10 protein-coding genes are annotated in these 16058 nt (G+C 48.3%); 5 read left to right on the top strand and 5 right to left on the bottom strand.

What is annotated here, in order from left to right; genetic code table 11:
* Positions 1-79 precede the first annotated feature (79 nt).
* From glgB to ABWV55_RS02675, 4 genes are all read right to left on the bottom strand, one after another.
* The gene (glgB, locus tag ABWV55_RS02690; protein WP_353292183.1) at positions 80-2365 is read right to left on the bottom strand and encodes a 1,4-alpha-glucan branching protein GlgB; all 2286 of its coding nucleotides are present in this window, start codon (positions 2363-2365) and stop codon (positions 80-82) included.
* Positions 2366-3131: 766 nt separating this feature from the next.
* Positions 3132-4727 (bottom strand): CocE/NonD family hydrolase, encoded by a 1596-nt coding sequence (locus ABWV55_RS02685; RefSeq protein ID WP_353292182.1) that lies wholly within the window; start codon positions 4725-4727, stop codon positions 3132-3134.
* Positions 4717-4983 (bottom strand): hypothetical protein, encoded by a 267-nt coding sequence (locus tag ABWV55_RS02680; protein ID WP_353292181.1) that lies wholly within the window; start codon positions 4981-4983, stop codon positions 4717-4719. Before ABWV55_RS02680 ends, ABWV55_RS02685 begins: the two co-directional genes overlap by 11 nt.
* 467 nt (positions 4984-5450) lie before the next feature.
* Positions 5451-5918: a DUF2518 family protein gene (locus tag ABWV55_RS02675; RefSeq protein WP_353292180.1), complete on the bottom strand. Its 468-nt coding sequence runs from the start codon at positions 5916-5918 to the stop codon at positions 5451-5453.
* A gap of 67 nt (positions 5919-5985) precedes the next feature.
* Between ABWV55_RS02675 and ABWV55_RS02670 the strand changes: the two genes are divergently transcribed.
* The 5 genes from ABWV55_RS02670 to ABWV55_RS02650 all read left to right on the top strand — a co-directional run bounded on the left by ABWV55_RS02670 (position 5986) and on the right by ABWV55_RS02650 (position 13889).
* The gene (locus tag ABWV55_RS02670) at positions 5986-10419 is read left to right on the top strand and encodes a translocation/assembly module TamB domain-containing protein (RefSeq protein ID WP_353292179.1); all 4434 of its coding nucleotides are present in this window, start codon (positions 5986-5988) and stop codon (positions 10417-10419) included.
* Positions 10420-10421: 2 nt separating this feature from the next.
* Positions 10422-11324, top strand: a complete 903-nt coding sequence (locus tag ABWV55_RS02665) for an ROK family protein (RefSeq protein ID WP_353292178.1) — start codon at positions 10422-10424, stop codon at positions 11322-11324.
* 299 nt (positions 11325-11623) lie between these two features.
* Positions 11624-12931, top strand: coding sequence for a glutamate-5-semialdehyde dehydrogenase (locus ABWV55_RS02660; RefSeq protein WP_353292177.1), 1308 nt, complete (start codon positions 11624-11626; stop codon positions 12929-12931).
* Complete coding sequence (locus ABWV55_RS02655) at positions 12931-13305, top strand: dihydroneopterin aldolase (protein WP_353292523.1); 375 nt, start codon at positions 12931-12933, stop codon at positions 13303-13305. Before ABWV55_RS02660 ends, ABWV55_RS02655 begins: the two co-directional genes overlap by 1 nt.
* On the top strand, positions 13302-13889 hold the full coding sequence (locus tag ABWV55_RS02650) for an alpha/beta fold hydrolase (RefSeq protein ID WP_353292175.1): 588 nt from the start codon (positions 13302-13304) through the stop codon (positions 13887-13889). The genes ABWV55_RS02655 and ABWV55_RS02650 overlap by 4 nt, the downstream gene beginning before the upstream one ends.
* A gap of 60 nt (positions 13890-13949) precedes the next feature.
* Here ABWV55_RS02650 and ABWV55_RS02645 read toward each other — a convergent pair whose 3' ends face one another.
* Positions 13950-16058, bottom strand: coding sequence for a M3 family metallopeptidase (locus tag ABWV55_RS02645; RefSeq protein ID WP_353292174.1), 2109 nt, complete (start codon positions 16056-16058; stop codon positions 13950-13952).

Here is a 16058-nt window from a genome sequence, read left to right as displayed (position 1 = left end):
GCCAACTGTCACTGGCTTCGTCATAATACTCGTGAAACCCGTTTCCCCAAATTCTATCGGTTACTTGCGTTTAGACACTTCACTCAGAGAGTTCCGAAAGGTTGTGTTTGGGATCATGCTTAAACACCACTAAGCTCAACGGAGGTAGACAGAGATCAAGGGAATCATCGTAGTTATGAATATGGCTAGCATTTGTAAATTTGCCCCCCATATTTCCGAGATTACTACCACCGTATTGGGCCGCGTCTGTGTTAAAAATCTCTTTGTAGAAACCCTCAAGGGGCACCCCAATTCGATAATTTGAATGACTTTGAGGTGTGAAATTAGCTACAACCACAAGCCACGTACCACTAGATCTATCACGCCTCATAAAACTGATAATGGATTGGCGATTGTCGCTGCAATCTATCCATTGGAAACCAAATTGATCGAAATCATCGCGCCATAATGCTGGTTGGGTTTTATAGAGCACATTTAGATCATCAACGAGATGTTGAATTCCCTTGTGAGGCTTGTAGTTAAGTAAATCCCATTCTAAGTCTCCCCATACATTCCATTCCATACGCTGACCAAATTCCATTCCCATAAATATAGTTTTCTTACCGGGATGAGTCCACATGTAAGCAAGTAGGGCTCTAATACCAGCGTACTTTTGCCAATCTTCTCCTGGCATTTTGTGAAGAAGATGACTTTTTCCATGTACTACCTCGTCGTGGCTTAAAGCCAACATGAAGTTCTCAGTATAGGTGTACCAAATTGAAAAAGTGATATTGTTTTGATGGAATTGGCGGAACCAAGGATCTAGCTCGAAATAATCGAGTATGTCATGCATCCAACCCATATTCCACTTCAGGTTAAATCCAAGACCACCAATATCGGTGGGTTTAGTCACCATTGGCCAGGTAGTGGATTCTTCTGCAATCGATAAAGCTCCTGGGAAATGTTCAAAGAGTACATGATTAGCTTGCTGAAGGAATTTTACAGCCTCAGTATTTTCTCTACCGCCATGTTCATTCGGGAGCCATTCACCATCTGGTCTTAGATAATCACGGTAAAGCATCGATGCAACAGCATCAACACGTATTCCATCAATGTGAAACTGTTCAAACCAAAAAACAAGGTTAGCAACGAGGAAATTACGGACCTCATTACGACCGTAGTTGAAAATCAGAGTTCCCCACTCTTTATGCTCGCCAATGCGCGGATCATTATGCTCATACAAATGAGTGCCGTCAAAAAAAGCTAAGCCATGGGCATCCTTAGGGAAATGTCCAGGAACCCAATCAATAATCACACCAATATTTTCGGCATGGCAGCGATCGATAAAAGCGCGGAATTCGTCGGGCGTTCCATACCGGCTTGTGGGAGCATACCAACCAGTCACTTGGTACCCCCATGAGCCATCAAAAGGATGCTCGGTGATTGGCATCAACTCGACGTGGGTGAATCCTCGCTTCTTCACGTAAGGAATCAAACGGTCCGCTAGCTCGGCGTAGGTGAGCAGCCGAGCTCCAGGCTTCATGTCTGCTGCAGGAACTGGGGTGCGCGGTTGACCGTCTGGCTGAATCCATGGTTCGTCTACGGAAGCATGAATCCAACTCCCTAGGTGCATCTCATAAACAGAGATGGGTTGCTCAAGTACATTGCGATCATCTCGATCTTGCATCCAGCTGGCGTCAGACCAGCTGTAGCCCCCTAATTGCGCCACAATAGAACTATTGTTAGGACGCACTTCGTGATGAAAGCCGTAGGGATCTGCCTTTTGGTAGCAGTGTCCTTCTTGAGAACGAATCTCATATTTGTAAAGAGCGCCGATGTCAAGACCGGGAATGAACAATTCCCAGATACCCCCTAGCCGTTTTTGCATCGGGTGATGACGCCCATCCCAAGAATTAAGATCTCCCAGAATTGATGCGCTCAATGCGTTGGGAGCCCAAAGACAAAACATCACACCAGCAATACCATTTAGTTGGGTGAAGTGAGCCCCCATCCGCTCCCAAATGTGGTGATGGTTGCCCTCCGCAAAAAGATAGCGGTCCATCTCACCTATCCATTCGTCCCGAAATGCCCAGGGATCGTGTTGCTCGTGGGTACTACCCCCGCGCTCAACCCGCACACGATACTCATTGCCAGGATATGACTTTGTAGGGACTTCAAAAATCCAAGGATGGTTAGGAGTTGAGGTAGCAACCTCCTGATCACTCAGGAGCACAGTTACCTTATCCGCTTCAGGCATCCAAATCCGAACCGTCCATTCCTGTTCGCTTGGTTGAGGACCAAGCACAGCGAAGGGGTGGTCATGACGGCAATTCCCTAGCCGTTTGCCGTCCTGTACCATCCAGTCGAGGACCGCAGCGCCACTCATGTGTGAGTCTAAGGAGGTGGCACGATGCTAGTCTGGCTTCTGTGATTGGATCCCCGCTACCGGGATTAAACGAAGTCCTCAGAAATACTAGTACTAGTAACTTTGCTCTGCTTAGTAAAGATCAAAAACGGGCTGGAGTAATCTTTGCAAGGATGATCAACTTTGACTATTAGCAGCCCCTTGCTGGTAGTTGCGACATCCTCTAATTTGCGGGAACTTTAGATACGAGAATTCCCCAATGCAATTGAAGGGAGGGTGTAACCCTGGTCGAGCTCTAGATCTGCAACTAAAATCTGAATAGGGCTCAAAGCAACGAGCTCGGCGGACTAGGTTAAGACTAGGCCCATGAATCCAGATTCATTAATTAAACCTAGATGATTATCCTCCCTTTGTTATCCAGCGCCACTGGAAACAATTGATCCTCCAGGTTGGATGTACGTGGATACGGCTTTGTACCCAGAAGTGAGGTTTACAAGTCGAGTGTCGTTAATATTAACTAGCGTTGGTCCAAATGCGCTTAAATCCTACCTTTGCTGAAACTAAAACGAATAGAATCAGTAAAGAATTCGCACAGATTATCATAGTTTCAGTCTTTATTATTCTAATCCAGTTCAAGTTTAATTATAACCGTAACCTAAGTGAACTATATGCAAGCTCAGGTTTGATTAAAATCGATTGTTCTGAGCCTTCAAAAGTGACTTCTCTAGCCGGGAACATCAGAAGAAAAAACTCAGTAGGACAGCAGACAGCTTTCTAGCAAGAAGAGTCAACCGAAACTCGGTTGACCAAAATTCAGTGGGTTGAGCCGCAGCTTAGAGCCAGTTAGATGCAATATTAGTGTTACAACGCGGTGTTGGGCAGAGGTTGGGCCACAAGGTACGCCTCGATGCCCCGGATTGACACCGATAGCTGGCCAAGCGGCAGCGGCAATTGAAACTCTCAGCCGATCCCCGATTTCCAAACTTGCCAAGAGGGGTTGAAACTGCACGATGTATTTTGCGCAAGTACACGCTTTGTCACCTAAAACTCTCAGATGACCTGTACTCAGTTGCTCTACGACGTTAATTCCAGCTGGGCAGCGGGATAAGCCAACGCAGAGATCAAATCCGGGATTGTCTGCTTCAACATTCAGGCTTAACTGGGGACGACCACTTAGCAAAAGCTCTTGCTGCAATGGGACAGAATTAAAGGTCGCGATATCGGTGCGAAGATCGAGCTCCCTTCTGTCAACGGGGCCAGCACTGGGACTGAGATGTCCACCGATTGCTAAGGCGGGGCGCCATGGATCATGTACGATCCACTCCTCACCTATACCCGGAGCATCAGGGATCAACCTGCCGTGATTCGGATCGCTACAGGCCAATCCAGAACTATTAAGTGACCAGGTGACGTCTGGAGGTGCAGAAAGCTTCTCCCATTGAAAACGGGTAATATTCCAAAATTGTGCAGATTTCTTTGTTTCTGAGAGTGTTTCACCCTTCAAGTATTTATTAAAAAAGGTCAAAAGCCGCGCTTGAGTACCTGGCCACCAATTCAAATGCGTCGCTGCGCCCACCTCGATTTCTGGCGTGCCGCCGACAGCCTGACTTTTGTGCCAGAGATCGAGTACACCCAAAAGATGAGGGTCCCACCAACCACCGATCAAAAACATTGGTTGTTTTAACCAACTGTCTTGAACCTGATGGACAGGCCAATCGTCACGACGCTGGGGATCTCGCTGCAGCCAAGTCCATGCCATTCCCAGCGGATCGTAACGTTGAAGCAGCTCTGGACCATCCTGAAGATAGCTTCCTGATTCGAGGCTTTGAAAGATTTCAAGCCAGGCTTGATTGTCACCGCGTCGTTTGGTTTGCAGGGCCGCCAGCTGCAATCCCCAACCCAAATTTAAATGCCACCAATGGGCTCCCCCTTCGCAGCTCCAGTTGTCGCGCTCGTCCAGCCCTACCATTGCGGGCGCCAGACAATCTGGTGCTTGGGCATGTGCCGGTGCTAAGAGCTGCGTCAAGCCTTGATAAGAGAAACCATAACAGCCCAATTTGCCGTTGCATTCCGGCAGTGATCGAACCCATGCGTGAGTTGCTGCCGTGTCTTGTGCTTCCTGGGCAAACCCTTGAAATACCCCGGTCGATTGTCCTTGTCCACGCACGTCCTGGATAATTACAAGAAAACCTTGTCGAGCCCACCATGAGGGATGGGCGTACGTTACCGTTGATGCAATGCTTTTGTCGTAAGGCTGACGCATCAAAAGGGTTGGCCATGGTCCCTCTCCGCTCGGGTACCAAAGATTTGCCACGAGTCTCACCCCGTCTGGAAGACTTAACTCGGAAACCCGTGAGTGGACAGATGATGAATCAGCGTACATCGGGGCAATGCATCCCCACTACATAGGTTACCAAGACCTCCGCATCTTCTTCGTCGATGTTGCGACTTGCGGCAATTGACCGAATAGATATACGCGAATAAACTGACTCATTATTCTTGTTCTGGTTCTGAAACTCACTACACATGGCTTGGGCTTGCTGTGGATTCCTCTTCACACCCTTCAATAATTCGGAACCCGCAGAGGCAGCAACGGTTTGCAGACTGATTAGAACCCATCCAATCAAAATTTTGCACATCAATAACTAAAATACACTGTTCTCATAAGCAATCGTTTGGAATCGGAATGACAGCTCAGGGCCAGTTTAAGAGTTGTCTAACATGGTGAGATGAATTTAATTTCTAACAAAGCTTAAATCCAATGTAGCCTATTGATGGGTTTCTAGGATCCCCATCTCGAAGAAACCGCTTAGATGCAATAAACATTCGGAGTACAATGCGACAGCTAGAACAACCCTTACACGTGTTGGAGGAATTTCATCCTACTGAAAGAGCTTAAGCTGGCAACTCATAATAAGCAGATAGCGATACCCCTTAATTACTCAAAGCTACTAACTATTAATGTCTGATTGCTGGGGATGAGCCGATGAAGCTGGAGATCATCAACGACGTCAAATTTAGTGATGATTAGTGTCGTAGGTTCAGAGTCCCAAGGGAATCCTCACTTTAAAAACCTGGGTATTGTAGCAAACTTGTTGAATTACTGTTATGTAGGCAATACTCTTTTATGGTTAGGTATCTGGAAATCTCGGATTGTTTCTCCAAGTATTACCGGACGACCTACACCTTCTCCGACAGGTTCAATACCCCGAAGCCGCACAACTACTCTACTGTTTCTTCGTCCCGACCCTCGCAAATTGCCAGCAATTTGTTCGAGGGTCGGTTCGATTGCGGAAGTATTAATGTTCGGGGGTACCTGAGCTACAACGAGGTTGTCTCCGTTATCGAATACGATCGGCGCTCGCACTGCACCATCTATTACGACAGGTGGCGTGTAACTCACGCCGAAACCCCAGCTACTTACAGCTAAAAGCAACGTGAAACTGCTAAAGCCTACGAGGCGAAAACGAATGTCCCAGCGAGCTAGAAATGCCGTTACAGTTGCTAATCCGAGTCCAAGACCCAACCAGGCCAACCAAGGCGCTGAAGTTAGGAGTAGCTGATCAATTGACATTAGGCTTGGCATCTTTCAATAAAGTCGTTTTATATTGCATTTGGTTTTGTTCTGTTTGTCGCGTTTAATGTCGGTGGCGCGGCGAGGAGTGGTACCAGTGGTTGGCATTCTACTCCTAGCTAGTTCAGGAGTGTTTGGGTTTCGTGCAATCGATCGCTGGGTGGCTGAGAGCGTGGCAGGGTGGCGGCTGCAATTAGAAGGTTCTCTGGCTCGTCCTCTAGGACATTCGATACGAGTTGGTCCTTATCAGGGCCTTCGCCTGTGGGGATTATCTTTCGGGCGAAGTCAAATCCTGCCCTCCAAGCTCAATCGATCCCAAATCAACCTGGATAGTTTTGTAGTCAGCCTGGATCCATTGGCCAGTTTGCGCAAATGGAAACCGGTTCTTCGATTTAACATTCGGGGGCTGGAAGCAAAACTTCGACGTAATAAGGAAGGCAACTATTGGACTCTAGGTCAATCAGACAGTACAGATAACATTCCTGACCTAGAACTTCATTACCGCTTAGATCAACCAGCTCGTCTAATTTTCGAACCAGCTGGTCGGGAATTGGAGTTGAGTGGTCACGGAGCCATTCAGCTGGCTAAGTCCAGCTTCAACACTACCTCTAGTTTACGCTGGTTGGGTCAAACTGGTTCTTTGCGATTAGAAGGTAGCGGTCGCTGGGATCGACCCCAGTTCAGCTTGCGTGGTCGAGCAAACGCGCTTGAGTTAAAGACCCTCGCGGCGCTGCTTCCAGCTACGCCAAGTGTAGTCGCCGCCGGAACAGTGAATGGTGACTTGCATTTGCAATGGTCTGGGCAGACAATGGGCTGTCAAGGGAGACTTAACTTCACTGGAGTGCGCCTGCAGTTGCAGGCTCTATCTGATCAGCTCCGCTTTAGTCGGACCCGTATCGACTGTCACGATGGCCAAATCCTACTCGCGCCCGTTCGAATTTACAACGGTAACCTAACGGCTGCTGCTTCAGGGACGATTGCACCTGGGAAGCGGGTAGACCTCAAATTTACCGTACATCGTTATTCCGATTTTGGTGAGAACGCTCTGCATCTTCAGATTATTGGTCCGTGGGCCGAAGCGCACTGGCAACTGACTGGCCAATTAGGACTTCAGAACAAGTCGGCTTTACGTGGGCCATTTATTTTTAAAGGCAAGGGGACGACCTCGTTTTCAAGATCCAATGGGCGTCGTATTTTGCTCAAAGACCTAAGTTTGCAAGCTCCAGGATTGCGCTTGGCCCTGTCAGGTCAATGGGGGCAAGCCACCGATCTTCGTAGTACCAAACTGTTAGTCCTGCCTGAGCTTTGGAAAGATATTCCTATCCTCCAAGCAAGTCTAGGTACAGCGGCCCCAGTGCTCGGTCAACTTGTGATCAACGGTGAGGGTGGCTCTCCGGTGGTACACATTAAACTTGCACAAGCAGATAACCCGTTACTAGATAATTGGACATTGCGGGCCCAATGGTCGAAAAACAAATCAGCTTTAATCCTAAATCAATTTAACAGTCCGTTCTTTAAAGCAACGGCTTACTTGCCAGTTACTTGGGCTAAAAGCGAAGTGAGAAGTGGCGAGCTGCGGGCTAGCCTGCGTCTTCAATCACTCGAATTACAACGTTTTTCGGTACTAGCAGGGATAAAATTGGGTGGCACACTTTCGGCAAGTGGTCGTTTGCAAGGACCATTAAATGCTTTGCAGTCGAACCTCACTCTTGCAACGAACCAGCCTCGCATCGGTCCTATTTTACTGTCGGGGCTCTGGACTGGGCGTTTATCGGAGGAAGTTGGTCAGAGGCCTCGACTATTGATGACTGCTGCTAAACCAACAGTACCGGGTGTACTCGATATCAACTTTGCTACTAATGGTTGGCCTTTAGTAGTAGAGTTGGAGCGTGGTGGTGGCTTGCTGCGTGTAGTAGGTAGTCAGAATGGATATAATTGGACTGCTACTGGATTAGCTCTTAATGGTCTAAAAGTGGTGTTTCCGTTTTACCGACGGCCGGTGCCTGTGACCGGCAAGGTCACAGGCACCGGCCAGTTGAACAGAGCACCTATAGGTATAAACGGCAATCTTGCATTTAACGCCCTGAAAGCAGGTCCTCTAATACTACAACAGGCGAGTTTAAACGGCAATATCCAAGATGACCATTTTCAGGCAAAGGCCATTTTAACACCCCCATTAGGCACCGTAACCGTCACGACTCAAGGAACTATAGGCAAACCTCTATACAGCCGCCTCGAAGCTACTGATATTAGTTTCAATTGGTTATTGAATCTTACTCGTCAATTACTTAACCCAAAGCAAGCTGATAAAGAACGTCTAAGTCATACTGATGACCTAGGAACTATAATTACAAACACTTTTGGTAACTCCTTAGATAGCCATCTCCAAATACTCGCTAAAACTCGCCAAACCTTAAAAACTTCTAAACATAGTCATCCTGATCAGGAAATACGGATTAATCGTCTAGATGGACGACTCAATGCTCTAGCTACATTGCAAGGCCCATACTCTAAAGCTTTAATTGCAAATATACAGGCTCAAGCTCATCTTTGGATAAACAACGGGGACCAAGCTAAAGCTCTGCAACTTGAACCTGTAATGATCACATTGCAAGGGTCTCTCTTTGGCGGTAATGGAAAATTTTCCCTACTACATCTACCCATCTCACTGATGGCGTTATTTATACCAGTTCCACCTGTTCTACAAGGAACGTTAGGCTTGCATGGTCGTTATGATCTTAGTGATACATCACCCCTAATCCATTCATCTCTCGTTCTAAAATCTACAATCCTTTCTAATCAGCAACCGTATCTTAAGCGTAATGCGGTTATTCTCAAGAATGGGATTCTTCATCTCGATTTAGCACTCCAAAGTCGTGAAAACGATAAGTTGATCACTCTTCAGGGAAGCGTTCCACTCGATCCTTCTTCAAATATCAGTCTTCAGATTGAAAGCCATAGAGGTACTCTGCACATGCTTGCCGGCCTAACCAGAGGTGACGTCAAAATTCACGCGGGTAAAGCTGATTTGAGTCTGATTCTACGAGGATCTCTTTCTCAGCCTATAGCCAATGGATTTATGGTGATATCTAATGGCAATATCACAGTTGGCGAACAAAACCTGAGCCGGGTTAATGCATCGATACTGTTCGATTCTAATCAAATTGAACTGCAGTGGTTAGAAGCACAGTTGGGATCGAGTGGCAAATTGCAAGGTGCTGGCTCTATCGGTTTGTTTCAGAGGCAAAAGGTCGATAGTCCACTCACCTTTGAAATCACTAAAGGCACAATTCATCAGTCGATTATCCGTTTCCAAGCTGATGGAAAACTGGTGGTTAAGGGTGCCCTAACTCAACCTTCCGTGGCTGGCAATCTTACTTTCTCAAATGGCGTGATTACGCCGCGCTCCGGGATCTTGAGCCGAACCCGCAACAGTGGGCTGAGCAATGTGGCTACTTCAAACGCTCGACCAAACCTAAAGGAAGATTTTATCCCTAAAATGTCCGTGGGAAAACTCTGGGGAGAAACGTGGGATTTCAAAAAGCCACTGGTCTTGATTGAGCCTAACACCCCTCTGCAAGAATCACAAGATCGCTTCAGGCAAATGAAGCCGAATCTTCCGACATTGCGATTCCGAAATCTAAAACTTGTTCTCGGTCCGAATTTAGAAGTAGAGATGCCTCCCTGGATCAGTTTTAGGGTTGGTGGTGAGCTGTTGCTGAATGGACCGTTAGACTCGTCACTCCAAACACGGGGTGTAATTAGACTCAATTCGGGACGCGTTACCCTTTTCACCACTACATTTTTACTAGATTCAAAGGCATCGAACGTAGCGGTATTCACCCCTTCACTGGGTTTAGTTCCCTATATCGATGTCGCAATGAAAGCCCGCGTTTCTGACAGCGTCGGTATTGGCGCTAGTGATCACGTAACTAACTCCAATGTGTTTGAAACGAATGGGTTGGGAATGATGTCGATTGGTGGCAGCCAATTAAATCTGGTCAAAGTCACCGTGGAAGCCGTGGGGAAGGCGGATCGTCTAAGAGACAACCTCAAACTTCGAAGTGCTCCTCCGATGGGCGAGTCTGAACTTCTGAGGTTGATTGGCGGTAATTCGCTGAATGGTCTTGCAGGAGCAGGAGGCGCTGCTTTGGCCACGATGGTAGGTCAATCTCTGCTATCACCGGTACTCGGAACGATCACCAATGTTCTTGGCCAAAGAATGCAGATTGGCTTATTACCCACCTATGTCACACCATCGGTTAAACCAGCCAAAGAGGGCGATCCGGGGCAGGCACCCCCCACTTTCACCCTGGTGACAGAAGTTGGAATTGATATAACCGATCGCTTTGATCTTTCTCTGATTGCAGCGCCCAATAATCCTAATGTCCCACCTCAGACTACCGTCACCTATCGGCTTACTCCCAGCACGACCTTATCGGGTTCTGTGGACTTTAAGGGTACCTGGCAAAGTCAGTTACAGGTCTTATTTCGATTCTGACGATGCGATCTGATCAGGTCATCGGCGTCGATCTAGGTGGTATGGCCATCAAGTTCGCAAGGTTTCACCGCGACGGTGAGTTGCTTCAACAATTACAAATTCCAACTCCGCAACCAGCGATTCCTGGGGCCGTGACGATGGCACTATGTGAAGGGATCGAGCAGATCGATCCCCGGCATCATGCGCCTCTTGTCGGAGTTGGTTTACCGGGTCCAATGGATGCAACAGCGCGTGTTGCGCGCACTTGTATCAATCTGCCTGGCTGGAAAGAAGTTCCCCTTGCAGACTGGTTAGAGTCTCGCTTGCAGCGGCGAGTTACTCTTGCTAATGACGGCAGTTGCGCCATTGTGGGGGAATTGTGGCGCGGTGCAGCTAAAAACCTCACAGATGTTGTGTTGCTTACCCTTGGGACCGGGGTCGGTGGCGGTGTTGTTTTAGGCGGCAAACTATTTACGGGATACAACGGTGCAGGTGCTGAACTCGGTTTGATTGGAATTCAGCCAGACGGTCCAAGTTGTAATAGTGGTAATCGGGGCTCGTTAGAGCAGTTTGCTAGTAGCACTGCGCTGCGTCGTCTCTATGATCAAGATCCTCGCGAGTTGAACAAGCGTGCTGACGCCGGCGATCCTGACATACAGGCCGTTTGGGAACAATACGGACAGAACCTCGGCATTGGGATTGCGTCTCTTATTTATATCTTTACGCCGCAATGCGTACTGGTGGGTGGTGGTCTTGCTGCTGCCGCTTCTCATTTTCTTCCTGCCGTACGTCGAGAGGTGAAGAAGCGCGTGCATACGGTTTCTCGTGAAGGACTTCGCATAGAAGCATGTGCCCTTGGTAATGGTGCTGGCCGCCTAGGAGCTGCTCGACTCGCTTTACAGCGGTTGACTGATACGTCGCAGTAAAAAGACATTACGATTAATTGATTATTATGAGCTGGTTTAGGCCTGTTATGCTCGATTTCGCGCGGTTTGGGTTTTTGATTTATACAACCAAGAATGTTCAGTCATTTTGACAGAACTAAGCTTTAAAAGACTTTAGATATTTAACCACTAGCAATACTTTAAAAAGGAGGTTATCGACGATCCCGAAAAGAAACTATGTACATTTTCAATGAACATCAACCTTTAATTCTTTGATACACATTCATATCCCTTGGATCCTTAGCAAAGGATGATAGAGAATGTGACGCGTTGAAGTTGCCATGACCAACGTTCCAGAGCCTTCAATCGAGCTGTTTGCACGAGCTAGGGCCGTCCGGTTGGCCACCGTCGATCTAGTACAGACTAATAACGGCCAACGAGTCAGAGCGTTGCAATTAATGGGCAATGCACTAGCTGAACGTTCAGCATCGATTGTGGCGGCCAATCAGGAGGATTTGGACCGTTCTGCTGCCGAAGGATTATCTCCGGCTTTTATGGCACGTCTAAAGCTGGATGAGAAGAAGCTTGCTTCAGCAATTGATGGAATACAAAAAGTGGTCACGCTGCCCGATCCACTCGGTCGTCGACAACTGCATAGGGAACTCGACGACGGACTTGTATTAGAACGCGTTACGGTTCCTCTCGGTGTGGTGGGCGTAATTTTTGAAGCTCGTCCCGATGCAGTAGTTCAAATAGCTTCGTTGGCAATTCGTTCTGGTAACGGCGCCCTACTCAAAGGAGGCAACGAGGCCCGTTGCACCAACAAGGTAGTGATGAATGCTTTGAAAGCAGGCTTAGACGCCAGTGAAATCTCATCGGATACCCTCACCCTACTCACCACGCGACGAGAAAGTTTGGCGTTACTCCGGCTTAATGGTTTAGTAGATCTCATTATTCCGCGGGGAAGTAACAAGTTCATTCGCTTCATTCAAGACAACACTCGCATTCCCATACTTGGTCACGCAGATGGCATCTGTCATCTGTATGTAGATGCAGCTGCGAATATAGAAAAAGCTATTCGTGTTGCAGTGGATAGCAAAACCCAGTACCCAGCTGCTTGCAATGCGATCGAAACACTTTTAGTGCATCACGATATTGCATCTGCTTTCTTATCGGATGCTGTGCCGGCTTTTCAGGCCGCCGGCGTCACCCTTCGCGGAGATGCAGCAAGTCAAGCTTTTGGCATATCAGAAAGCGCCAGTGAAGAAGATTGGGATACAGAGTACCTCGATCTGACTCTAGCAGTGCGAATTGTAGGTGACTTTGCAGAAGCCACCGAGCACATTCGTCGGTATGGCTCCCGCCATACCGAGGTAATCTTGACAGAAGATTTGATTGTGGCGGAGCGCTTCTTTGCAACAGTGGACAGTGCAGGCGTGTACCATAACTGTTCGAGTCGATTTGCCGATGGTTTTCGTTATGGTTTTGGCGCTGAAATTGGAATCAGTACCCAAACCTTACCGCCAAGAGGACCGGTGGGACTCGAAGGTTTGGTGACGTATCGCTACCAGCTGCGTGGTGATGGCCACGTTGCGGCAGACTATGCTAACGGAGACCGTTCCTTTACCCATAACGATCTACCACTCTGATTGACTCAATTCACATTAATGATTTAAGACTTTGGGCGCACGTTGGCATACTCGAACGTGAGCGTCGTGACGGGCAGTGGTTCCGTTTAGATCTACGCTTCGAGCTAGATCTTGGCCCAGCAGTTGTTTCTGACAACCTAGACAACAGCCTGGATTACAGCCTGGTGATTAGAACGCTGCAGAGCTTGGCTCGAAAAATTAACTGTCTCACTGTTGAGCATTTCAGTGAACAAGTTCTCAATCGGATTGAGCGTCTATACGGTCCTATCCCTGTTGGGCTGCGTTTGACCAAATGCGCAGCACCGGTACCTGGCTTCAGCGGGCTTGTAGCCGTAGAACGACAGAGACACGGCGGCTATCTACCAACTTTATGACTCCTCTCATCTTGATTCATGGTTTTTGGGACCACCCACGACTCTTTCATCGATTGATTCAGTATTTGGATCAACCTCAGCAAGATCTTCTCGCACCCCATCTCAGGCACGGTCTTGGGGAGGTTCCCCTGCGTCAGTTAGCACATCAGTTAAATATGCAGATTCACGACCGCTTTGGTGCAAAGACAACGGTGAATCTATTGGGGTTTTCTATGGGTGGAATCGTAGGTCGGATTTGGCTTCAAGAGTTAGAGGGGGCTTGCCGGACTCACCATTTTTTCAGTGTTGGTAGTCCACATCAGGGCACCATCACTGCCTTGCCCATTCCACACTTATTGTTGCCAGGTGCTGCTGATATGAAGATTGGCAGCCAACTTCTCCTCGACCTTCGCAAAACTTCTAATCAGTTATCATCTGTGCGGTGCCGTAGCTTTTTCTGCCGTTGGGATCTGATTGTGTGTCCTGGATGGCGTGCTGTACTTCCAACGGGATCAGCCCAAGAGATACCAGTGTGGACGCATCAACAGCTGATGACACACCCAACCTCGCTGAAAATTCTGAGTGGAGCACTGTGTGAGGCTTAAACCAACGGAACCTTGCAACTAGTTAATTCGTGTGCCAGGCCGACCCTATTTATTTAGTTTTCACTTCATTCCAGGCTCGACTAGACCCGAGTGGCGGATTAACGCTTCTGTACTAGCCGGACGTCCGCGGAAAGCCTCAAATATTTCAGCCGGAGAGCAACTGCCTCCAAGGCCAAGCACAGTATCGCGGAAGAGAGCTCCCGTGTATTGAACTTGTTTTTCGTCGTCAAGGCCAGCGTCCTCAAAGGCTGCAAATGCATCGGCACTTAGTACTTCAGCCCACTTGTATGAGTAGTACCCAGCTGAATAACCACCAGCGAAAACATGGCTGAAGGCACAGAGGAATTGATCCTCGGGGATTGGTGGTATCACTGTGGTAGTCCGAGCTATGTCACGCTGTATTTGATTAGGGGTGAGACCAAGTTCAGGGGTCCAGCGACTATGCAAACGTAGATCGCTTAAGGCAAGGTGCACTTGACGCAGGGTTCCCAAACCAGAGTTGAATGTGCGGTTCCTTCGGAGTTTATGAAATTCCTCTTCGGGCAGTGATTCGCCCGTCTGCCAATGGCGGGCCATACCCATTAGGGTTGCTCGGTCTAGACACCAGTTCTCCATAAATTGACTTGGAAGCTCGACTGCATCCCACTCAATATTGTTAATACCGGCGGCTTTAGGTTCATCAACCTTGGTAAGCATATGCTGAAGTCCATGGCCAAACTCATGGAACAGCGTTTCCACTTCCTCGAAACTCATCAAGCTTGGCGTTTCCCCGACCGGTGGCGTCTGATTACAAATTAAATAAGCCACAGGTAAAGCATAGGTGCCATCGGCTTTGATTCGCCGCCCCAAGCACTCATCCATCCAAGCCCCGCCACGTTTGCTTGTAGGTCGGCTGTAGGGATCCAAATAAAAAGAGGCGATTGGGGTGCTGTTTTGTTTGACGTGAAAATAACGCACATCATCGTGCCAGACAGGAGCATCACCGTCAGCAGACTCAACGGTCACGCCAAATAGACGATTGCAAAGACCAAATAGGCCATTCAATACCTGTGGGAGAGGGAACCAAGAACGTAATCTCTCCTGGTCAAGGTCAAAACGTTCCTTGCGTAGTTTTTCACTCCAGTAGGGCAGATCCCACTGGGCCAATTCCCCTGCTTCTAGAGCCTCGTGTCGCTGGGCAAGTGCTCGTAGATCATTCAGTTCGAGTTCGGCAGCAGGGAATGCTGCGGAACGCAACTCTTCGAGCAACGCTTCCACTGCATCAACATCGTCTGCCATTTTGCTGGCAAGGCTCATGTCCGCCCAATGGGCGTAACCCAAGCGAATGGCTTGCTGATGTCGAAGGCTAAGGATCTCTTCGATTAGTGCGCGGTTGTCATGATCGCCGCTGCTGGCTAATCCCACACGCGCTTTGTATATAGTTTCTCGAAGTTTGCGATTGTCAGCATAAGTAAGGAACGGTAGGTAACGAGGCATATCAAGCCCGAGTAGCCATGGGCCATCAGTAGCCGTAGCTTGATCCTCTCCGGAATCTTGTGCTGCTGCTGCCAAAATTCTGAGGGCGCGTTGTGGAAGGCCGGCAACCTCCTCGGCTTGGGTCAATTTCAAGGTCCACTGTTGCGTTGCATCTAAAACATGGTTACTAAATTGGTTCGAAAGAAACGCCAATCTTTCACTGACTTCGTTGAACTTGGCTTTATCATGGCTACCTAACGCAACACCTCGGTGCCGCATGGACAGCAGCTCAGAGTGAAGAATTCTTGATTGAGTCGGCGAGAGAATTTGAGCCGAGCTATCCAAAAGGCGACTAAACGCTAAATACAGAATTTGGCTCTGTCCTAGCCGATTGCTAAGGCGCACCACCTTAGGCTGCTGCTCGGCATGAGCAGCACGGAGTTCCTTTGAATGACAGACCCCATTGAGATGAGATACAACTCCCCAACTCCATCGTAGACGCTCGCATATTTCCCACAACGGCTCAACGACTGTAATCCAGTCTGGACTGCCTCCACTATCAAGAATGGACCGAAGATTAGTTTCATGAGCGCTAAAGGCGTCATCGACTTGCTTCAAAATTAGCGGTATATCGCGCTTGATCTGTTTTGGGGTAATGGCATTGAACTCAGGTATTCCTTCGCCACTTTGGAGAGGTGAGGGGGACGAAGACAT

Origin of the sequence: Synechococcus sp. M16CYN (assembly GCF_040371545.1) — a bacterium.
Classification (GTDB): Bacteria; Cyanobacteriota; Cyanobacteriia; order PCC-6307; family Cyanobiaceae; genus Parasynechococcus.
The sequence above is the reverse complement of the archived record's forward strand: the minus strand, read 5'-3'. Positions and strand labels throughout refer to the sequence as shown.

Bases quoted from the DNA above. Each gene is read 5' to 3' on its own strand.
- glgB (WP_353292183.1), bottom strand. From the start codon at position 2,365: ATGAGTGGCGCTGCGGTCCTCGACTGGATGGTACAGGACGGCAAACGG.
- ABWV55_RS02685 (WP_353292182.1), bottom strand. From the start codon at position 4,727: ATGTACGCTGATTCATCATCTGTCCACTCACGGGTTTCCGAGTTAAGT.
- ABWV55_RS02680 (WP_353292181.1), bottom strand. From the start codon at position 4,983: ATGTGCAAAATTTTGATTGGATGGGTTCTAATCAGTCTGCAAACCGTT.
- ABWV55_RS02675 (WP_353292180.1), bottom strand. From the start codon at position 5,918: ATGTCAATTGATCAGCTACTCCTAACTTCAGCGCCTTGGTTGGCCTGG.
- ABWV55_RS02670 (WP_353292179.1), top strand. From the start codon at position 5,986: ATGTCGGTGGCGCGGCGAGGAGTGGTACCAGTGGTTGGCATTCTACTC.
- ABWV55_RS02665 (WP_353292178.1), top strand. From the start codon at position 10,422: ATGCGATCTGATCAGGTCATCGGCGTCGATCTAGGTGGTATGGCCATC.
- ABWV55_RS02660 (WP_353292177.1), top strand. From the start codon at position 11,624: ATGACCAACGTTCCAGAGCCTTCAATCGAGCTGTTTGCACGAGCTAGG.
- ABWV55_RS02650 (WP_353292175.1), top strand. From the start codon at position 13,302: ATGACTCCTCTCATCTTGATTCATGGTTTTTGGGACCACCCACGACTC.
- ABWV55_RS02645 (WP_353292174.1), bottom strand. From the start codon at position 16,058: ATGTCTTCGTCCCCCTCACCTCTCCAAAGTGGCGAAGGAATACCTGAG.